18 protein-coding genes are annotated in these 20,602 nt (G+C 41.1%); 2 read left to right on the top strand and 16 right to left on the bottom strand.

Going from position 1 to position 20,602, the window contains the following annotated elements:
- Nucleotides 1–115: 115 nt before the first annotated feature.
- From CXF60_RS01905 to CXF60_RS01855, 10 genes are all read right to left on the bottom strand, one after another.
- Complete coding sequence (locus CXF60_RS01905; RefSeq protein WP_102090549.1) at nucleotides 116–1,474, bottom strand: sensor histidine kinase; 1,359 nt, start codon at nucleotides 1,472–1,474, stop codon at nucleotides 116–118.
- A 100-nt stretch (nucleotides 1,475–1,574) separates the two neighbouring features.
- Nucleotides 1,575–2,261: a response regulator transcription factor gene (locus CXF60_RS01900; RefSeq protein WP_025645038.1), complete on the bottom strand. Its 687-nt coding sequence runs from the start codon at nucleotides 2,259–2,261 to the stop codon at nucleotides 1,575–1,577.
- 45 nt (nucleotides 2,262–2,306) lie between these two features.
- Entirely contained in the window at nucleotides 2,307–3,977 is a 1,671-nt protein-coding gene (locus CXF60_RS01895; protein ID WP_102090548.1) for a phosphoethanolamine transferase, read from the bottom strand.
- Nucleotides 3,978–5,021: 1,044 nt separating this feature from the next.
- The gene (locus CXF60_RS01885) at nucleotides 5,022–5,384 is read right to left on the bottom strand and encodes a DUF3817 domain-containing protein (protein WP_087813587.1); all 363 of its coding nucleotides are present in this window, start codon (nucleotides 5,382–5,384) and stop codon (nucleotides 5,022–5,024) included.
- A 245-nt stretch (nucleotides 5,385–5,629) separates the two neighbouring features.
- Nucleotides 5,630–6,337, bottom strand: coding sequence for a signal peptidase II (gene lspA / locus CXF60_RS01880; RefSeq protein WP_045448075.1), 708 nt, complete (start codon nucleotides 6,335–6,337; stop codon nucleotides 5,630–5,632).
- A 141-nt stretch (nucleotides 6,338–6,478) separates the two neighbouring features.
- On the bottom strand, nucleotides 6,479–7,759 hold the full coding sequence (gene ccmI, locus CXF60_RS01875) for a c-type cytochrome biogenesis protein CcmI (protein WP_045448072.1): 1,281 nt from the start codon (nucleotides 7,757–7,759) through the stop codon (nucleotides 6,479–6,481).
- Entirely contained in the window at nucleotides 7,756–8,238 is a 483-nt protein-coding gene (locus tag CXF60_RS01870; RefSeq protein WP_020443538.1) for a cytochrome c-type biogenesis protein, read from the bottom strand. Before CXF60_RS01870 ends, ccmI begins: the two co-directional genes overlap by 4 nt.
- Nucleotides 8,239–8,321: 83 nt before the next feature.
- On the bottom strand, nucleotides 8,322–8,984 hold the full coding sequence (locus tag CXF60_RS01865) for a DsbE family thiol:disulfide interchange protein (RefSeq protein ID WP_082638013.1): 663 nt from the start codon (nucleotides 8,982–8,984) through the stop codon (nucleotides 8,322–8,324).
- Nucleotides 8,985–11,033, bottom strand: coding sequence for a heme lyase CcmF/NrfE family subunit (locus CXF60_RS01860; protein WP_058368779.1), 2,049 nt, complete (start codon nucleotides 11,031–11,033; stop codon nucleotides 8,985–8,987). It abuts the gene before it with no gap.
- 120 nt (nucleotides 11,034–11,153) lie between these two features.
- Entirely contained in the window at nucleotides 11,154–13,370 is a 2,217-nt protein-coding gene (locus CXF60_RS01855; protein ID WP_102090547.1) for a heavy metal translocating P-type ATPase, read from the bottom strand.
- 142 nt (nucleotides 13,371–13,512) lie between these two features.
- Here CXF60_RS01855 and cadR point away from each other — a divergent pair, with 142 nt between their 5' ends.
- A complete protein-coding gene (cadR, locus tag CXF60_RS01850) occupies nucleotides 13,513–13,923 on the top strand; it encodes a Cd(II)/Pb(II)-responsive transcriptional regulator (RefSeq protein ID WP_007394845.1) in 411 nt (136 codons plus the stop codon).
- A 147-nt stretch (nucleotides 13,924–14,070) separates the two neighbouring features.
- Here cadR and CXF60_RS01845 read toward each other — a convergent pair whose 3' ends face one another.
- Both CXF60_RS01845 and CXF60_RS01840 read right to left on the bottom strand, forming a co-directional pair.
- Nucleotides 14,071–14,793 (bottom strand): CHAP domain-containing protein, encoded by a 723-nt coding sequence (locus tag CXF60_RS01845; protein ID WP_102090546.1) that lies wholly within the window; start codon nucleotides 14,791–14,793, stop codon nucleotides 14,071–14,073.
- Nucleotides 14,794–15,592: 799 nt separating this feature from the next.
- On the bottom strand, nucleotides 15,593–16,243 hold the full coding sequence (locus tag CXF60_RS01840; protein ID WP_011513677.1) for a DUF411 domain-containing protein: 651 nt from the start codon (nucleotides 16,241–16,243) through the stop codon (nucleotides 15,593–15,595).
- 239 nt (nucleotides 16,244–16,482) lie between these two features.
- Between CXF60_RS01840 and lnt the strand changes: the two genes are divergently transcribed.
- Nucleotides 16,483–18,051: an apolipoprotein N-acyltransferase gene (lnt, locus tag CXF60_RS01835; protein ID WP_045448063.1), complete on the top strand. Its 1,569-nt coding sequence runs from the start codon at nucleotides 16,483–16,485 to the stop codon at nucleotides 18,049–18,051.
- Between the two features lie 186 nt (nucleotides 18,052–18,237).
- Here the strand turns inward: lnt and CXF60_RS01830 are convergent, their stop codons facing one another.
- The 4 genes from CXF60_RS01830 to parA form a co-directional block, all read right to left on the bottom strand.
- A complete protein-coding gene (locus CXF60_RS01830; RefSeq protein ID WP_087813585.1) occupies nucleotides 18,238–19,164 on the bottom strand; it encodes a cation diffusion facilitator family transporter in 927 nt (308 codons plus the stop codon).
- Nucleotides 19,165–19,409: 245 nt separating this feature from the next.
- Nucleotides 19,410–19,604 (bottom strand): hypothetical protein, encoded by a 195-nt coding sequence (locus tag CXF60_RS14535; protein ID WP_140412949.1) that lies wholly within the window; start codon nucleotides 19,602–19,604, stop codon nucleotides 19,410–19,412.
- 116 nt (nucleotides 19,605–19,720) lie between these two features.
- The gene (locus tag CXF60_RS01825; RefSeq protein WP_025652656.1) at nucleotides 19,721–19,930 is read right to left on the bottom strand and encodes a plasmid partition protein ParG; all 210 of its coding nucleotides are present in this window, start codon (nucleotides 19,928–19,930) and stop codon (nucleotides 19,721–19,723) included.
- 3 nt (nucleotides 19,931–19,933) lie between these two features.
- Nucleotides 19,934–20,602: ParA family partition ATPase (gene parA, locus CXF60_RS01820; RefSeq protein WP_228707002.1), on the bottom strand; the 669-nt coding region annotated here is incomplete at its 5' end.

Here is a 20,602-nt window from a genome sequence, read left to right as displayed (position 1 = left end):
AGCTTAATACCTAAATACTGGACAAACCAAAAAGCAGTAACTAACACCTGTGCTATTGAGGTGTCGGCTACTGCTTTGACTAAAGCTATATAATTGGGCTTATCGTTCGATAGCCTTAACGATAATAAATACTAAAGCTGCTGCCCCCAGTTTTATTGGCTTGATGGGTTAATTCCCAATCCATATGCGTCATAATACGCTGCACGATACTAAGTCCTAAGCCCGACCCTTCAACCTTATTACTAAATGCCTTATCTGTGCTCGAATTGTCATCCGTTTTGCCATCCGTTTTGCCATCCGTTTTGCTATGCTCTAAACGCTCAAAGCGCTCATACAGCAGCGGCATCATACTCTCAGGAATACCAAGACCCGTATCAGTAACGACTATTTTGTCACTATCGATAGTTATGATGACTTCGCCATCATCTGTGTATTGAAAGGCATTTTTAATGAGGTTACCTAGCGCCATTTTTAGCAGTTCAGGACGCACGTTTGTAAAATACACTTGTTCAGCGATTATTGTACAAGTGACTGACTTATATTTGAGTAGATAGTTTAAGCGCTGCGCCTCATTTATAGCAATACTATTAATAGAGGTTTGCGGGGCATCCAGTTTTTCAGGGGCACGAGAGAGTAGTAATAAGGCGCTGATAATCTCAGTGGTCTCCTTTGCAGTCGTGTTGATACGGTTGGTAAATTCGCTTAAATAGCTGTCGTGCGCTAATTGGGAGGCTAATACCTCGGATGCGCCCATTATTATGGTTAAAGGGGTACGCAATTCATGGCTGACATCGCCTGTGAATAATTGCTCACGCTTTAGATACTGCTCAAGGTTATTATTTTTCTCATCAATCGCTCGTGCTAACACCCCAACTTCTGAGGGTAGGTGGGTTAATTCGGTTAAATTTTGATGATCGGTCTCTACCGCTTTTTTTAGATCTAATAAAGGCTTGATGATTTGCTTAGAGGATAAATAAGAGAATAGCGCAGCGATTAGTAAGCTCAAAAGGACCGCAATTTTTAGTGCATCAGCAAATATATCTTCTAGATTCTCAAAGATTGCTAAAACAGGATAATTCTCCATCGCCATTTCAGACCCTTCTAAGTAGGTCAAAATATAGTTTTGCTCATTTTGTGGATAAGCAAAAAAATGCAGATTAGTTTCAGTTTTACCCGCTTTATTATTTACGGTTACTCGCATTTCTTGAACGGTTCCGTTGGCTATTGTTTTTAAATTCTCAGGCGCACTATCATAACGATAAATTTTAATACCCGGATTTGCTGTATAAACAGCCTGTTCACCACATTTTTCTTGACTGATTTGTAGCTGCTGTAAAAGTCGCCCTTTCACTAAGTCCTGTTCAATTCGCATCTCAGCATACATAAAAATGCTGACGAAAGCCGTGCAAAGCAATAAAGCGAATACAAAATAGGAGATTCGAAACTTATTGGCGATTGAGTCTATAGTGAACATGGCAGACGCTTATTTAGTGTAAGGCAATAGATAGCGTAAGAAAAAATATAGATATGACTGCTTATAATAGACTCTAATCTGTAAATCGTATTGTGAAATTTTAGACTTTATCAGGGTTGATAATCTGATAGCCAACGCCCGCTATGGTCATGATCATCGGCTCAATAAACGGTTTATCAACTTGAGCGCGCACACTATGCATATGCGTACGTAAAGCATCGCTGTGAGGTATATCTTCACCCCATAATTTTTCCTCAAGCTCATTCTTATTGACGACTCGAGGTGCGGCGCTCATCAGGGTATTCAGTATTTTAAACCCTGTTGGCGTGAGCTTGAGTGATTTACCCTCACGAGTAACCGTGTGCTCATCGGTATTTAAAGACAGTTTGCCAACGGTAATATTATGTTGAAAATGATCGTCTTGATGCCGACGAATCAAAGCTTTAATACGGGATTCTAATTCGACGAGCGAAAAAGGCTTGACCAAATAATCATCAGCGCCACTATCAAAACCTGTGACTTTATCCAGAATCGTATCACGTGCCGTCAGCATGAGCACAGGTGTTTTATTATGCAATTCCTCTCGAAGCGCCTTGCACAATTTGGTGCCATCCATGCCAGGCAACATCACATCTAGTAAGATAACGTCATAACGATTATTTGAAGCTAGCGTTAAGCCACTAATGCCATTATGAGCATTGTCTAACTCAAAGCCTTTAGTCTCAAAAAAAGCGTAAATGTTGGCGACGATATCGGGATTGTCTTCAATAATAAGTATTTTATACATAATGGCTACTACTCTATAAAAAGCGTGAGGCGGATAAAAAATAATTTAATGGGTATACTGGAAAAAAGTAGGTTTTGATAGCATCTCGTCGGTGGTAATACCGAAAAATTTAAGTAAAGTTGGGGTAATAAAATCGTGTGATACTGGCTTATCAAGCATAAGGCTGTTTTTATCAATACTATTATTAGTAGGCGACCAAATAATGACAGGCACCTGCTTTTGCGCAGCGGGTGCTATAGAGTAAGGCAGGCCGTGCAAGTAGATATTATTCTCACCTAAACTCTCACCATGATCGCTAATATATACCATTACCACATCATAATCGGGCTCGTAAGTTTTTAGCGTATCAATCACGTTATTCAAGAAGTAATCGGTATAACGAATCGCATTGTCATAGCCGTTAATAACTGATTGGTCATCGCACTTGGATAGCTCATTGGTCATACAGACGGGTTTATATTCTTCAAAAGCCTTAGGATAACGCTTGTAGTAAGCGGGACCATGATTGCCCATTTGATGTAATAAAATCAGTGTATCTTTAGCAGAAGCGCCTGTTTTTACAAGCTTATCAAAACCATCAAGCATACCGATATCGCGACATTCATCATCGCAATTTGGATTGATATCGCTCGTTTTGTAGTCTTCAAAAGTCACTCGATCCGCCACGCCTTTAGAGCTTGAATTATTATCGCGCCAAATAACGTTTACGCCTTGTTTATTGAGCGTATCTAGCACGTTTTCATTATAGTCTGCTTCATCCGGATTATAGTCTGAACGATTAGCATAACTGAACATACAAGGCACTGAGTAAGCTGTAGAAGTACCGCAAGAGGTGGCATTTTTGAAGCTATAAATATTAGATTGCTTGGCAAGTAGTGGCATCGTATCGCGCTTATAACCATTTAAGCTAATATGGTCAGCGCGCACTGTTTCACCAACGACAAATACCATGAGTTTTGGTTTTGCTGTACTACCATTAGCAGCGTTACGTTTGGCATCAGTTGCGTGCAGTATCATCGTATCAGGACGGCGTAGCTCATCAATATAATCAGTACCGAGTTTGATGACTGAATAAATAGGAGTAATAGGATTGGTATAACTACGCACCATTTTATGCTGACGAAAAAAGGTGGCGTATTGATCACCAAAGGGCAATAAGCAAACGCCTACTAAGGCAATAGCCGCTATCAAAGTAGCTGTCTTTTGTAGTATCGAGCGTCGTAAGGAAGTAGGTTTTATTTTTAATTTGCTAATAATAACAGCAGGTACAACACCTAATATTAGCAGCCGAATAAAAAAGCTTAGCGACATCAGTTCCATCGCTTCTGCTTGATCAGTCTGTAAGCTATTAATTAGCATATTAGTATCAAATATGGTGCCGTAAGCATCGGTAAAATACCCGCACACAGCTGCTATCAGCACTAAAGCAATCAGCACTGGTTTGGCAATGGGTCGATAGCATAGCAACTGAACGATTAGCCACATCAAGCTAAATAATAAGCCTGAGAGAGACACTATAAAGCCAATGTTTGTGCTAAGTGGATAAACACTTAACACTTGCGTAAAAAAGCCAATATTGGCAGTAGCTATTAAATAAAGCACGACAATGATAATCAGAAAGCTAAGATTAATCTTGCGATCAAAAATTTTGCTTGCAAAGCTTTTTTTCGTATTAGCTTGATTACTAATAGTGCTAAGTGCTTGAGAGGGTAACATAAACGGGATTCTCAACAGGATCGTAAGGAGTATGATTCCTTACGATAGCAAGTAGCCTGTTAAGAAGACGTTAAGGGGATTGAATAGGAGTTTGTGTTTTAGTGCTACTATTGAAATTTTTCAGGTATGTAGGATCAAAACCCCATTATTAACCACATCACCTAAGAAGAGTGAGTTTGAAAAACGTTATTATGATCTTTTAACCCTGTCAGGCAGCGATGCCTGACTCAAGTAAATCAACCTTCGATATAGTCGGGGCGTTTTAGTTCAAGCTATTTTTGACAATATTTTGAGTATTTTGAGTATTTTGAGTATTTTGAGTATTTTGAGTATTTTGAGTATTTTGAGTATTTTGAGTATTTTGAGTATTTTGAGTATTTTGAGTATTTTGAGTATTTTGAGTATTTTGAGTATTTGAGTATTTGAGTATTTGAGTATTTGAGTATTTGAGTATTTGAGTATTTGAGTATTTGAGTATTTGAGTATTTGAGTATTTGAGTATTTGAGTATTTGAGTATTTGAGTATTTGAGTATTTATGATCATATTTAGTGAGAATGGCCATAATCTAAAGCGGGCTGTATAGACTCTTTTTCAGCACGCTTATCGTCTTACTTTTCGGTGAAAGCCTTCAGATATGGTTTAGTAAACACAATCACCTAAAGTAGTCTGTCAAAAGTAGTTCCATCATATCAGTCTATTTTAAGTGGTCTATTAGTTGATAAGTGAACCTAATTAGGTAGTACCTTTGAGGCATACCCTACGATAACAGGAAATCCATCGCGGATGACAAAACCTGTTTAGCTTTTAAACAAGACGGGTTTGTCGATAGTATGTAAGATAAGTTGGAAAAGTAACTAGAGTGTAAGACTATTCATACTGGGTCTGAATCAAAGTTTTATTGTGATTAATTTCTGCTCAATATTATTCATTTGTCGCCATGATGAGTGATGGCGGCTTGTAATTTAGTTAGGAAAAATAATCTTGAGTAATAATATACGTTTGTATCATTTGTATCATTTGTATCATTTGTAGCAGAGCTTGTTCTAGGCTTCTTTACTTACACTTTTCTGTAAGTTATTTTTTAGTAAATGATCGAATATAAATGGGCCAAAAGGTAAGAGTGAGCCGAGTACGCCCGCAGGTATTGCCCAAAGAGGCATTTTCATTTTGATAGCTGAGCCTATAAGTATTATGATATAGGTAATAAACAAAATACCGTGTGCCATACCGATGTATTTCACACCTTCTGGAATATCCAGCATATATTTTAGTGGCATGGCGATGAAGAGCAATAATAAGAAAGAGGTGCCTTCTAGGTAGCCTATAAGGGTAAGACTTTTTAACGCGGTCTCTTGTTTTTTTCTAAGGCTGTGAATTTTTTCAATAGTTGGCTGAGCCTGTGACACTATATTTTCCTTTTGTTATTATCAATAAAGAATTTATGGATTATTCAATGTCTCTATAATAATGGCTCTACGCAGAGCTTTTAAGTATTGGGTTTTAAGACCTAAAATGAGTGAGTACCTATACCAGTCATACATTACCTTCCAGTTCACATTTTATAAACATACTCAAGTATAAAAAGTATTTTTCCGTATAGAGTGACTACGACGCTAGTTCATTTTGTTTGTGATAATCGGCATCAATGTGCTTATTTATTACGCTTACTTTCTAAAAATATCATGTCAATTATAATCAATGCGACACCGACACAGACACCTATATCTGCAACATTGAAAATAGGATAATTCCAGACATCAGCATAATGCACATGGATAAAGTCAACCACTTTACCAATTCTTAAACGATCGATTAAGTTGCCAATCGCACCACCGAGCATTAAGGCTAACCCCATGGACAATAGCTTGGCTGCACGTGGCGCTTTGATTAAATAAACCGTTAAAAAGATAGCCATTACAAAAGCTAAGCCTGAGAAAAACCATTTCTGCCAACCGCCAGCGTCGGCTAAAAAGCTAAATGCTGCCCCATAGTTATAAGCGAGTGTCCAGTTGAGAAATGGTTCAATGACCGGTACGGGGTCATTGAACGCTAATTTGGTTTGGGCCAACCACTTAGTCCATTGATCAAGTATTAATACCATTATCGCCAACAAATACCAGATAAAAGCGCGACTGCCATTGGCAACCATTTTTGGCATTTTATTCAACTTACCTTTAGGTGTTATCGAGTTGCCTGAGGTTACGTACATAGCTTTAGGCGTATGATTCATGGTTTTAGAGTCAATTGATTGATGAGTACTACTCACAGCTATAGGTACTTTATTGTCAGCAATATTAGTACTAGCCGATTCAACGCTATTCAATTTAGTACTATCTAATCTGTCGGTAGATTCAGTCATAGTTGTTTTCTTTATCTGTGTTTATACAATGAACAATGTTAAACGTATATGTTTTTAGTATACGACTATTAATAGCGCCACTTTTAAAAACGGCTCCACTTACCGCTCTGGTATTATGAAACTTACGGTAATAATTTTTTATTAGGGAATCTGTTGATTGATTTCAATATTAACCTGAGTCTGTTCAGCACTAATCACTATCGGATTACCCGATAAGTCGCCTGACTCTGCTATGGCATTACCGCTATGACTAATACGAGCAACGACTGCTAACTGAGTTTTGTCACTACGAGCTGAATTTAACGTGCGATCTGGCATCATCGCATCAAGATTGCTTAAGCGGATACTGGCCTCACCTTGCTCAATAACACTAATGGGTAAACGTTTGGCGGCAAACGGTGGACCTCCTTTAACGTCACGTATCGCAACAAACAACACATCATCAGCTTTCACTAACGGTAATAAATTAGCGTTAATTTTCACTGTCACGTCAATACCTTCTAGCGCTTGCTTTTCTTGCGTGCTAACGTAGTTGCTTAACTCATCTAAGCTTGCTAAAGCTTTAGTATGATCACCTGGTTTGGCCACAATGCTGCCTTGTAAGCGTTTAATCCAACCTTGCGCTTGGGCAAAGTTACTACTACGAGTCTCACCCATTGCCATGAGCATTTGAGCCCGTTCATGCTGCGGATTCTTAGCTAATATAGCTTGTAATACACGGCGAATATTGGCGTCTAACTGACCTTCATTAACGAAAAAGCTAGTCTGAGCATAAGTGGTGGCGATTTCTTCATTTTCAGGAGCTAAACGATAGGCACGAGATAAGGCTTCCAGCGCAGAATCAGTTGCCTCCATAGATAAGAAAAGCTCGGATAGGCGCATCCAGCGATTAGGATCATCAGCATTACGATGAACATTGGTTTGCATGGCGCTAATCAGTTGACGACCATCTTCAAACGCCCATGATGGCGGCTTGTCAATTTTAGCTGTCAATAGGTCGTCAGCCACTTGTCCTACTTTGTCCTCAGCTGTCCACAAATCAAACACGGGCGTACGATTGCCTATTAGTAAATACGCCATTGCAGCCAATATTGGGATCCAAGCTGCGACAATTAAACGGCTTTTGACATCAGGGGTGACCATAGGTGTTATCTGACGCTGCGCATCTAATAGCTGACGCTCAAGCTCCAGCTTTTGATTTTGATAATGGCTATTATTAATAGTACCGCTGTCTTTATCTGTTTGTAGCTCAGCTAAACGTTCGCGAAATACTGCAACATTAATATCTAGCAGTTGATTGTCTATTGGTTTGGACTGCAAACGCGGTGCTCGTAGCCATGGCATAATAGCAATCAGCGCAAATATAAGAGCAATCAGCAAGCTTAGAGTTACAAATAAGCCAAAAGTAGAAAATAGAGTCATTTTTTGTCCTCTAGGCTAGTAATGTCGTGGTCGACACTCTCAGCTTGCGATAATAGACGATCAAGCTCAGCCTTTTCCGTAGAGGTCAAGGCAGCAGTACTGTTCACTGTGACGCCGCTTTGACCACGGGCAACAACTTGGCGACGCTTACTTTGCCAAAACCAACCAATAATTAAGACGAGCAATAATAGTGGTGGAAAAAACCATAGGATCCATGTTGATGGTCGCATAGGCGGCTTGTAGCTAATAAAGTCACCGTAGCGCTCTTGCATATAGACGCGTATTTCAGCATCACTACGTCTATCTTTAATTAAATCATAGACTTTTTGCTTTAGATCCTGTGCAATCGGTGCATCAGAGGCTGCAAGGTTTTGATTTTGGCATTTTGGGCAGCGAAACTCTTCTATTAATCCACGATACTGAGCTTCTTGCTGTGGTGAGTCAAAATCGTATACGTCAATAGCTGCGTTTGCCGTCATGTTAAGCAGACACGCTAGTATTAAGCTTGCTAGTTTTAAAACTATATTGGGTTTTAGTTGAGGAGCTCTTATTCGAATAACGTTCATTTGCACATCTCCTCAACCTGAATGAGATCAGGACTATCGTTGTTCTTATTAGCCTCATTAAGTACGGTCAGGCACGGCTTAACACGCTGTTGCCAATTGGCTTCATTAACCTCACCAACAATATGCTGACGAATGATGCCATCTCCATCCACAACAAAGGTTTCGGGCGCACCAGTTATGCCTAAGTCTAGAGCAAACTGACCCAATGAATCCTGAATAGACATAGAAAATGGATCACCGCCTCGGTTTAAGTAACTGAGCGCATTACCAATCTCATCCTTATAATTCACACCAACGATATCAACGCCGCGCTCTTCTAGTTGCATTAAAAACGGATGCTCAATAACGCAAGTTGGGCACCATGAGCCCCAAACATTAAGTAAAAACGGCTTATCCGGCAAATTATCATTGGTGATAGTACGGGTAGTATCTGCTAATAACGGCAGCTCAAAGGTAGGAACCGGACGCTCAAGAGCGGTATTGGTCACAATGTCTGTTGGTTTACCTAAGCGCATGTACAATATAACTACCAAACCAAAAAAGAGGATAAGCGGAATTAAGAACCATAGCTTCGTCTGCTTTTTTTTCATTGTCTTTGGGTTACGCTGCTTACTGTTTTGGCTATCTTTTTGCTCAGGAGTATTATTCGACATAGTCATTTATTTCTCCTTTAGTGTCGACATCGTCGATGCTGAGATTGCCTGTTCAATAGCTACCTCATTGACTCCATCAGTAGCCAGATCACCAGTAACTAGCAATGGAGCTTTAACTTTTTTGATGCGGTATCGTTTATCAAGCATGCTAATTAATCCACCTAGAGCCATGATAATTGCCCCTAACCAAATCCAGCGAATTAATGGTTTTACATAAATCCTTAATGCCCATTGGTTACTACCATCGGCAATAGGTTCGCCCAGTGCGACATAAACATCGCGCATAAGATTGGGGTCAATAGCGGCCTCAGTTGTTGGCATAGTGCTGATAATATACGTACGTTTTTCAGGATATAGCGTTGCCACTTCTTGGCCATTCTTAGTCACTACAACCTCAGCTTGCGTTGCATCAAAGTTACTCCCCTTTATTTCAAAAAATTCAGTTACTTCAAAATCGTAACCTTGAACATTGACTGTATCGCCAATACCCATTGCTACGTCACGCTCAATACTCAAGCTACTAGTAAAGGCTATGCCAATGACAGCAACCAATACGCCAATATGAGCAGTCTGTTGACCCCAATAGCTCAGACGCAACTGCCGCAAACCGTTAAAAAGATTAGGCGCATTCTTAGTTTTATCTTTAAAATCAACTGCCATCCATAGCAGTACCCAAAAGCTAACGGCTAAAGTCACACCAATATTAAGCATAGACGATGGATTAACAAAGTAAGTAATAATGGCGGCTAATACTAAGCTACTAACGGCGATGACCATGCCTATACCCAGTAGTGGACGGGTGTCTTTTTTCCAGCGAATATTTGAGCCCATACCCATAGCTATTAATAACAGCCACGTTAAAGGTACAAATAATGCATTAAAATAAGGAGGGCCAACGGACACTTGTCCTAAACCAAAAGCATCAGCGATAATAGGGTAAAGGGTGCCGAGCAGCACCACTAAGGTTGCAATCAAAATGATGGCGTTGTTGATCACTAAAAAGGACTCACGTGAAATCAGCTGATATTGACTTTCAACGGTTAAACGCCAACCTCGAACGGCAAACATTAATAGACCACTACCGATGATAATGCCAAGAATAGCTAAGATAACCAAACCACGCGTCGGATCAGCGGCAAACGAATGCACTGAGGTAAGGACTCCAGAGCGTACCAGGAACGTGCCAAGCAAGCTTAAGGCAAAGGCGAAAATAGCCAGCATGATGGTCCATGCTTTAAACACCCCGCGCTTTTCAGTGACTGCTAATGAATGCAGCAATGCTAAGCCGACAAGCCAAGGCATAAACGAGGCATTCTCTACCGGATCCCAAAACCACCAACCGCCCCAGCCAAGCTCGTAGTAGGCCCACCACGAGCCCAGTGCAATACCAATGGTCAAAAATCCCCAAGCCGCGAGCGCCCATGGACGTGACCAGCGTGTCCAAGCAGCATCTAAACGCCCTTCCCACAATGCCGCCATACAAAATGCAAAAGGTACTACCATACCCACATAGCCCATATATAACATGGGCGGATGAATAATCAGACCGAAATCTTGTAGGACAGGATTTAAATCAGCGCCATCGACCGCTAGATTGGGTAAGGTACGCTCAAACGGTGACGAGGTAAATATCAGCATCGTTAGCATCATTAACTGTACACCGGCCAAAATAACTAATACCCGCGCACGCATTGATAACGGCAAGCCGCGACTAAAGTATGATACCAGTGCACACCATGTGGCCATGATGGTCATCCATAGCAGCAAAGAGCCCTCGTGTCCGCCCCATGTCGCCGATAACTTATAGTACCAAGGCAACAGCGTATTAGAATGCTGCGCGACGTAACTGAGGCTAAAATCATTATAATAAAAACCTGCTATCAAAGCGCCAAATGACGTTATCATGGCGGCAAACTGTGCCCAAGCTAGGCTAGGGGCTAGTCGTTGCCAAGCAACTTGGTTACGAATAACACCAATAGTTGGCAGAATTACCTGCAATAACGCCAGTACAAAAGCGGTAAGCAAGGCAAAATAGCCCAATTCTGTAATCAACATACGGTCTAACCTTATTTACTCTAATGCGGTTGCAGTTTACTGTGGCGGTGGAATTTTTATTATTAGAACCCACCCCGAAATCTGCTGCTATCTCTAGTTTTTAATTGATTTCGAAGGGTTTTATTTAACTACTTTAGGCGGATTTACCAGTGGAGGCGCGCCTTTAAAGCGCAGTAAACGTAACGCATTAAGAGTAACGATCACTGTTGCTCCAGCATCAGCTAGAACCGCAATCCATAGTCCAGTAATGCCGAATATGGTCGTGATCAGAAAGACGCCTTTGAGACCTAAAGCGAAAATGACGTTCTGATGAATGTTGCGCATGGTGGCACGTGAAAGTGCGATGAGATGAGCCATGTCCGTAACACGACTTTTTAATAATGCGATATCGGCCGTCTCAATGGCCACATCGGTACCACCACCCATCGCGATGCCAACATCGGCAGTTGCTAGCGCTGGCGCATCGTTAATACCATCACCAACCATCGCTATTTTGCGGTTGTTCTTCATCTCGTTAAGCAGGCGCAGTTTGTCCTCAGGCAACAGCTCAGCTTCCCATTCCACGTCTAAATTACTGGCAAGTGCTTGAGCGGTTAAGCGGTTGTCGCCTGTTAGCATGACGGAGCGCACACCCATCGCTTTGAGCTGAGCCACACCTTCATGAGCGTCGTCTCGTAATTCGTCTCTTAGCGCGACCAATCCAAGCACTTCTCGACTTTGCTCATCGAAAAGAACTGAGACGGTCTTGCCCTCATTTTGCAGCGCCTCGATTTGTGCCTGTTGCTCGGCTGAAATTGATGCCTCATCTGCGGCATAAACAGGCGAACCGATAGCTAGCGCGCGCCCAGCGATAGTTGCGTGTACCGCTTTACCCGCAGTAGCAGAAGCTTTAGAAGCCACAGGTATGACAACTTTGGCGGCTTTGGCATGACTGACAATAGCTTCAGCAAGCGGGTGACTAGAACCTGTCTCCACACTGGCAAAGAGCGCCAATACCTTATCTTTACCTTGAGAACCCTGATCCTGAGAATCCTGACCTTGAACACTTGAATACTCTTGTGTAATGTCAACAACATCGGTCACGCGTGGTTTGCCTTCAGTTAAAGTGCCTGTCTTGTCAAAAGCGACTGTCTTCACTTGGCCGATGGTTTCTAAAGCACTACCGCCCTTGATCAGCAAGCCGCGGCGCGCACCGACCGCTAGACCAGAGGCGATAGCAGCTGGTGTTGAGAGCACAAGAGCACAAGGACAAGCGATCAATAATAAGGCTAGACCTCGATATAACCAAGTTGACCAATCTCCGCCCATGGTTAACGGTGGGACGATGATAATTAGGGCGGCAATAGCCATCACAGCCGGTGTATAGTAACGACTGAATTTCTCAATAAAACGGGCAGTGGGTGCTTTGGAAGCTTGCGCTTGCTCTACCAAATCAATAATGCGCGAAATAGTGTTATCGGCGGCTGTCTTTTCTACGCGCACTTGGAGCACACCATCGATGTTAATTGACCCTGCAAATACATTGTCACCCATCGTCTTGGCAACAGGAACAGACTCTCCCGTCACGGGCGAATCATCAAGGCTGGACGCACCTTGAACAATGGAACCATCAGCAGATACCCTATCTCCAGGACGCACCAGCACAAGGTCATTCACTTGTAGTGAAGTCGCTGGAACGTTACGCTGCCCACCTTGAGCATCAAGTAAAATCGCACTTTTCGGAACCAGCGATGATAAGGCTCTGATGCCAGCGCGAGCGCGATCAGCAGCGATACTCTCAAACAGTTCACCGATTGAGAACAAAAAGACAACCGCTGCGGCCTCTTCAGCTTCACCAATGATAAGTGCGCCAAGCACGGCGACGGACATCAGCGTTTCAATTGAAAAGAATGAACCTGTTTTAGCCAGTGCTAAGGCTTTGCGTGCAAATGGAAAAACGCCTACAATCACAGCGATGGCAAACACCCATATCCCATAAGCGGGGAACAGTAGTGACAGTGCATAAGCGCTGCCCATCAAAATACCGAGACCAACAACCTGTTTGCCTTTTTGAGTTTGCCACCATTGCTTATCCTGCGGAGCCATCTGATTGTCGCTGTCAATATCAATAGCCGATACAGTTTGTTGACCAGTATTGGCAGAGATGCCGAACCCTAGGCTTTTGATTGTTTTTTCGATATCACTAGCCTGAGTCGGCGCACCAGGGGCTAAATTTAGCTCTAGCGTTTCTGTAGCGAAATTCAGCTGAACATCAGAAACCCCAGGCATACGTTTCAAAGCTGTTTCAATCTTGCCGATGCAACTGGCACAGTCCATACCTTCAATATGATATTTCATAATAATTTACCCTTTGAATAATGATATTATGAACCCTATAGTGGCTTTAGAGTCAAGGTTATTTATCTACAGTTTCGTAATTTTAATTTCTCTAGCGCTAGTCTTTACAGCCACTTTAATTATTTAAATCATAGAGGTTGTTATGACAATCAAAATTGGTGAGCTCGCTAAACGCACAGGTGCCACAGTAGAAACCATTCGCTATTATGAAAAAGAGCGTTTATTACCCGAGCCTTTTCGTAGCGAAGGGAATTATCGTTTATATAATGAAGAGCACATTGAGCGTCTACAATTTATCCTACATTGCCGTACGCTCGATATGGCTTTAGATGATGTGCGAATCTTACTTGAATACTGGGAGTCGCCTGACAAGGACTGCGGCGATGTGAATAACTTGCTAGATGAGCACATTCATGCTGTGGAAATACGAATGGAAGAACTGATGCACTTAAAGCATCACTTGACCGTTTTGCGCCAGAAATGTGCAAGTAGTGCACCAGCGTCATCATGTGGCATTTTAAACGCGCTTGTCGATAACTCCTGTCATGAGTAATGATATCAGTAGTGTTCATTTCTGACGGATCAAATCATGAAAGGTTAAATACGCCCTGATGTTAAGCACAAAAAAACCCAGCAATGATATTAAGATCACTACTGGGTTGGAGGAAATAACAACTATGTTGTGCTGACTTAGAAAGTCTTATTTATCATTCATAGCAAGGTAGATATTACGATCTGATGCGGATGCGTCATCCACGTATTTTGAATCGCGCCATGTCGTATAAGCATAGACACCACTGTATGGGCTGATGCTGTTCTGACGGAAATCAGAAATCCAATTTTCGCCATCGAAAATTTGAATATGGCCATGTGGACGCTTTGATGAGCGATCATAGACAATAACATCACCTACTTGGGTTGGCATATCATTGCTGATTTTGCTGAAACCTGCTTTCTCAAGCGTGCCACGAGTGGCGTACTGATAGGCTGAAGGATTGGGTGTAAATTCATAACCAGCTGATTGTAGTGCTTTACGTACGTAACGGGCACAATATCCAGAGCTGCCAGATAAAGCCACTTTTGAGGCGCGAGCAGCAGCGATAGCGGGGGCTGAATTGCTATCAGGAACTGTATTGACTTGCTGCTGTTGTTTTTCAGCGTATAAGCGGCTGTTTAATGATGAAAGCCGACTCTCTTTTTGCTTAGCCTGCGCACTTAGGTTGCTAATAGCTTGACTGATTTCGTCATTACTAGAAACATAAGCACCACTGCTAGTGCTATAGATGTTTTTTGATGAACCGTAGTTTGATGCCACAGAAGTATTGGTGATGGTATTATTTGTTTGAGAGATTGTGATAGCAGCACCACTCGTTTGTGCTATGCCCATACCCAGTACTGACAAAATCAATAAAGCCTGTTTCATAAATCTAATACCTACGGTTAATTCAAAATGGTCTGTTATCAACAACAGCGCAGTCAATTAAATTTCAACAACTCAAGTATATATACGTCATAGTGACTGATACTTCTGCTGCATATTATTCATATAAAAAATGATTATTGGCGATCACAGCACATCATTGAAGTCTTACGAAGCTGTTGCAAATCAAGCTGCTGGCCAAAACACAAAGCCGACTTTAGCATAGGCTGTTTAGCCTGTCATCACCCTTAAAAACCCCAAAAATACTTTTTTGATGTTGAAAAAATTGCTAATATTCCACATTTTACAATGTAAGTTTGTGTAACATATACAGAATATAGCTGACTAAATTGACAACAATTTCTACTGTTTTATAAGCAAAAAAACGTCTGAGGGTTAAATCTAAATTATAGATTTAACCCTCAGACGTTTTTTTATTGGATGAAGTAATTACCCTATATAGGGTCTAACTAATTATTAAGATAATATAATAATTTATAATATTAATATAGATGTTAATTCCCTACTGGCTTATGTAATATTACGTAATTGTTTCGATACATCCTGTATATTCTTGTATTAACCCTTAATTATTTATCTATTTTAAGGGTTAATAACCGATAAATCCGCTTACATTGTCATCAAAAGTTACAAATTCAAAGTTATTTTTGCTTTTAAAGTCGCAATAGCTAATGATTTTTTTGATGAAGAATCATTTTATAAGCAATAGAACAGTCTTATACCTGCCTCATTTACTTTTAACGCTAACACTATAATCAAAGTATTCTTAACTGCTAACACACTATAATTGCTGCTCTACCGATTCAATATCAGCATAAACTTGGGTCGTCCCGTCTTTATTGAGCTGCATAACCTGATAGGGCATGAATTTATTTTGATACTCCATACCTGGGCTACCAACAGGCATGCCAGGTACGGCAAGACCCATAGCTTGTACTGGCGGATTTTCTAAGAACTGCGCCATATACTTAGCAGGTACATGACCTTCAAAGACGTAATCATCAGTAGTGACTACAGTATGGCAAGAACGCATCTCAGTTGGAACGCTGTAGCGCTCTTTAAATACGGCTAAGTCCGCAACATCTTGCGCGGTTGCACTTAGACCATTATCTTCTGCATGACTTATCCATTCTTTACAGCAGCCGCAATTGGCATCTTTATAGACCGTAGCTGAGACGTTTTTTAGTAGGTCTGGTTTACTTACTGACCTTGTCATCATGTGAGCACTTTTAGCGTTTGGTTCATCTTCCTTTAAAGTGATAGCTGTTGCATTTTCGGTTGTTACTGATGTTGTGTTTGCATCAGATACGCCACTACTCGGTTGGCTACAAGCAAATAGTGATGAGGCGGCAAGTAACACCAGCGTACCACGCAACCCCTTAGACAGATGACGATTGAATATAAGACTGGATTTTATTTTTAAGGGGGTCATAGTGCTCTCTCATGTACTGTAGATATTGTGAGCTATAGAAGGTCAAGTAACACTTCATATCGTTTGGTAATGTAGCATAATAACCCATCAAACGGGGTACGTAAATTTATACATTGAGCAGTGCGGACTGGTATCATAAGCAGTTTTTATTTTGAAATGCTGCCTGTAGTATTAACGGGTCTATCTGAGTTTTGGATTTTGATTAAAAATTCAAGGCTCATAATTTTGGATAATTTGCGATGCACCTGTCTACTATTAGTCTACAAAAGCGTTTGAGTACTCACTTAAATCAATTACCGCTATGGCTTACGCTAGTAGCAGCATGGCTTGCAGGGGCTATTTTTTTATTTGCATTATCGCCTTATGGGTTCTGGCCGCTAGCAATAGTGTCACCAGCGATTTTATATGCGCTGTTGGTGCCAAATATGAGTGGTCGTCGCGCTTTTATTATCGGTGAAGCTTACGGTATGGGGCTATGGTGCGTCGGCGGCTTTTGGCTCTATACAGCTATCCATGATTATAGCGATACTCCAACGTGGCTCGCATTGATTATGATTGGATTGATGGGTCTCGGTATGGGACTGTTTCATGGATTTTTAGCACTAGCCTTTAACCGTATGGTAGGCAAACAACCCTTTTCATTTGCTGCTCTTTGGGTGCTACAAGAATGGTTAAAAACTTGGTTATTCACAGGCTTTCCGTGGCTGTTTGTTGGTTATGCGTTTACTGAAGAGTATTGGTTATCGTCCTTAGCACCCGTTGCTGGTGTTTTTGCCGTCTCTTTTGTTGCCATACTATTGGCTGCAAGTTTAGTAGAGCTACTGCTTCGGCGCAGTAGTTATGCCGTCGTTTCTGTACTGTTATTGGCCATTAGCACATCATTATGGCTGGTCAATCCGCAATGGACAAAACCTAAGGGCACACCTGATCTGTCAGTGTCATTGATTCAAGGTAATATTTCACAAGATATAAAGTGGCTGACTCAATATCAAGTAGAAACGCTAAAGATTTATGCGAAGTTAACGCGCACTGAGTGGGGACGTGATGTTGTGGTGTGGCCTGAATCATCTATTCCGATGTTTCAGGATGAGGCTGCGGGCTTTATTAGTGAAATGATAGAAATGGCTAATGCGACCAATACGACATGGATAACTGGTATCCCTTATAAGGATAAAGCGGCATTCAATGCCAGTACGGATAAGTATCCCCCATTTTACAATAGCGTGATTGCTCGAGGTGTAGAAGCGGAAGGCCTATACAAGAAGCAGCGTCTGGTGCCTTTTGGAGAGTATATTCCATTTGAAGGCGTGCTCGATATTTTCCCAAGTTTGGCCGGTAGTCAGGATATTAAGAGCTATAGTCGCGGTAGTGATCAGCAGTCACCGCTACAGGTGCGTGGACACAATATAGGGACGGCTATCTGTTATGAGGTAGCTTATCCAGATACCACGCGTAAAAATGCCATCGATACTGACTTTTTGTTGACGGTCTCTAACGATGCCTGGTTTGGCACTTCAGCAGGACCATTGCAACATTTGCAAATGGTACAAATGCGCGCGCTTGAGAACGGGCGCTGGTTTATTCGAGCGACCAATACTGGTGTTACCGCTATCATTAACCATAAAGGTCGTATTGTAGAACGCGCACCGCAGTTTGAGCGTACTGTACTACGTGGTGAGATACAGGCACGGGTTGGTAACACTCCCTTTATGCTTATGGGAAATTATCCTATCTTGATAATAATAACTCTGTTATTACTACTAAGCTATTTTGGCAAAGGTCTAACCACACTTAGAGGACGAGGGTAATAGTAAACTTAATTATAATAATTTAATCAGCGTAAGTTTTTTATTTTTTCTAGGTAACGTCCTAACGCACGTAAATATAAAAGTTTTAAACTATTGATCACATAAGAACTGATTGAAAAAATTATGTCGACATAAAGCACGCGCCTCATACTTAAAAAGAGATAGCTATATACGGTCTATCATCTTTTAGTTGATACTTTCATTTAATGCACGCGATTTTTGATTGTCATCTGCCTTAATACCAAATTCAATAGTTGCATGTTGTATATTCTGATGCGCCAAATCTTCCTTAATATTTTCTTTCATAATAAGAGTCTCTTCTAATGTCACATCGCTCTTCGGTACGATATGAACTGTCAGAGCATTCTCAGTGGTACTCAAGGCCCAGATGTGCAGATGATGAAAGTTTTGAATAAATTTATAGCTCTCTAAGATAGCAGTGATTTTACTGAGATCAACATTTTGAGGTACTCCGTCAATAGCAAGCTTGATACTCTCTTTTAGTAGACCCCAAGTCGATAACAGTATCACGACTGAAATAATCAAGCTAACTAGAGGATCAACGATATTCCAACTTGTATAGTAAATAATAATGCCCGAGATAACGACACCTACAGAGACCAATGCATCTACCATTAGATGCAAGAAAGCACCTTTAACATTAATATCGTCTTTTTGACCTTTGTAGAATGCAAAAGCAGAAACAGTATTTATAAATACACCTATTAGAGCTGTAATAATAATAACTTTTCCTGCAACTTCCGGTATGGTATCAAATCGACCCAAGGCCTCATACGCAATACCTATAACGATTGTAACTAACAATATGGCGTTAATAAGAGAAGCCATTATAGAAGCTTTTTTGTAGCCATAGGTATAAAGCGTAGTAGATGCTTTCTGTGCTAATTTCATTCCAATTAACGAGATTATTAAACTGGCAACATCACTTAAGTTGTGGCTAGCGTCTGCGATTAAAGCTAATGAATTAGTTGAGTAGCCCACTATGAACTCGATGAGCGTAAATGCAGAATTTAGACCAATTCCAATATAGAAAGCCTTATTCATATTTTTAGGGTTTGGAGCTTGGTGACTGTGGTTATCTGAATTACTCATAATTTACCCTTGTTTAGGTTGCTGCATTTTATTAAAGGTAGAAAATAATTTTATTGCATATCTTCTATATTGCACAGTCAATATTGCTCTAATACCGTAGACACACTTATTGTTATCAATAAACTGAGCCACAACTGGATTGTATGTCCTATCTCTCCTTGGGCGAAAAAAGCGGCTTTTACTGTAATCTAACTGGCTTACGTAAGCTTCTTATTTTCACGTTCAAGCTCTTTAGTATGTGTAGCTTAGTCTTGAATGTTGGTTAGTATGGTTTCATTAGTGCGCTTTTTATGACATGACCACAATGTTCCAAAAGTAGATTCTATTTTCAGTACTATAACTTGAATGGTTGACCACATAGAGGTGTAATCGTTTAATGCTTCAATCAGCATGCGAACGGCGCGTTTTTTAATCTCAGGAGTGTAGGTTTGTCTTTTCATTGTCGTATTCTCTCAGAAAGTTGAGTCTCCGACAATCTCGGGGCGGTTCATATATAGTTTTTTGAGTTTTTTATACATATCCTTTTTTTAGGTATAGAAAAACGAATTTTTTATACCTATCGCTCAACCAATTTTTCCTCAATCATTTCAGTCAACAACTCAGTCACCGTTTTTCGGCTTTCAAGCGCGTACCGCTTGAGCGCAATGTGTTTATCTTCATCTAAATTAAAATTCACGCGTACCGTCTTTTTGGGACTGTCCGTCACATCCGATAAAGCCAATTGATCCTTAACGTTCTTACTAGGACGACCTGCTGATAAACTCATGGCTTACTCCTCACCAAAAAATATTTGAATCTCACTGACCAATGCGGTTATCTCTTGTATCGCATTGCTACTAGGCGATTCGGTATCAAATACTGTCTTACCAAGGGCAGCACTATTAGGATAAGCAACTCGCTGCATCACTCTGGTCTCTAATACCGGAATATTATAATCAAGCAGCGCGGTTGCAACCTCTTTACCAATATTGGTATTTTGAATGGCGCGTGAGACAACAAAGGCTGCCTTTAGTTGGCCATCCATCATCTCAATACGCTGCTGCACTAAATCAACCAAATCGCTGGTCGCCCAGATATCATAGGGGCTCGGCTGCACCGGAATCAATATAAAATCAGCCGCTTTTATAGCAGAAATAGCCAGACTAGTAGCTTGCGGCGATCCATCGATCACCACATAATCTTTTTCAGAGACGTTTTTTAAATCTTTATCAAGTGTTGGTCTGTCGAGCCCGATCACTGGTACCGGATTGTCTTCATCAACCGCTCTCCAGTCACGCGCACTGCCCTGCTGATCGCTATCTACTAGTAGAACACTATGGCCTTTTAACTGTAAGCCACGAGCCAGATGCGTTGCGATGGTAGTCTTGCCGCTGCCACCTTTTTGATTTAATACCGCGATTACCTTCATAAATACAGATCCCTGTAGCATGCATTGAAT

The organism is Psychrobacter sp. 4Bb, from assembly GCF_002836735.1.
Taxonomy (GTDB): Bacteria; Pseudomonadota; Gammaproteobacteria; order Pseudomonadales; family Moraxellaceae; genus Psychrobacter.
This window is presented reverse-complemented; position numbering and strand designations above follow the sequence as displayed.

Bases quoted from the DNA above. Each gene is read 5' to 3' on its own strand.
- CXF60_RS01855 (WP_102090547.1), bottom strand. From the start codon at position 13,370: ATGAAATATCATATTGAAGGTATGGACTGTGCCAGTTGCATCGGCAAG.
- lnt (WP_045448063.1), top strand. From the start codon at position 16,483: ATGCACCTGTCTACTATTAGTCTACAAAAGCGTTTGAGTACTCACTTA.
- ccmI (WP_045448072.1), bottom strand. From the start codon at position 7,759: ATGACTCTATTTTCTACTTTTGGCTTATTTGTAACTCTAAGCTTGCTG.
- CXF60_RS01860 (WP_058368779.1), bottom strand. From the start codon at position 11,033: ATGTTGATTACAGAATTGGGCTATTTTGCCTTGCTTACCGCTTTTGTA.
- CXF60_RS01870 (WP_020443538.1), bottom strand. From the start codon at position 8,238: ATGACGGCAAACGCAGCTATTGACGTATACGATTTTGACTCACCACAG.
- CXF60_RS01825 (WP_025652656.1), bottom strand. From the start codon at position 19,930: ATGAGTTTATCAGCAGGTCGTCCTAGTAAGAACGTTAAGGATCAATTG.
- CXF60_RS01845 (WP_102090546.1), bottom strand. From the start codon at position 14,793: ATGAAACAGGCTTTATTGATTTTGTCAGTACTGGGTATGGGCATAGCA.
- cadR (WP_007394845.1), top strand. From the start codon at position 13,513: ATGACAATCAAAATTGGTGAGCTCGCTAAACGCACAGGTGCCACAGTA.
- CXF60_RS01840 (WP_011513677.1), bottom strand. From the start codon at position 16,243: ATGACCCCCTTAAAAATAAAATCCAGTCTTATATTCAATCGTCATCTG.
- CXF60_RS01900 (WP_025645038.1), bottom strand. From the start codon at position 2,261: ATGTATAAAATACTTATTATTGAAGACAATCCCGATATCGTCGCCAAC.
- CXF60_RS01830 (WP_087813585.1), bottom strand. From the start codon at position 19,164: ATGAGTAATTCAGATAACCACAGTCACCAAGCTCCAAACCCTAAAAAT.
- CXF60_RS01905 (WP_102090549.1), bottom strand. From the start codon at position 1,474: ATGTTCACTATAGACTCAATCGCCAATAAGTTTCGAATCTCCTATTTT.
- lspA (WP_045448075.1), bottom strand. From the start codon at position 6,337: ATGACTGAATCTACCGACAGATTAGATAGTACTAAATTGAATAGCGTT.
- CXF60_RS01865 (WP_082638013.1), bottom strand. From the start codon at position 8,984: ATGACTATGTCGAATAATACTCCTGAGCAAAAAGATAGCCAAAACAGT.
- CXF60_RS14535 (WP_140412949.1), bottom strand. From the start codon at position 19,604: ATGAAAAGACAAACCTACACTCCTGAGATTAAAAAACGCGCCGTTCGC.
- CXF60_RS01895 (WP_102090548.1), bottom strand. From the start codon at position 3,977: ATGTTACCCTCTCAAGCACTTAGCACTATTAGTAATCAAGCTAATACG.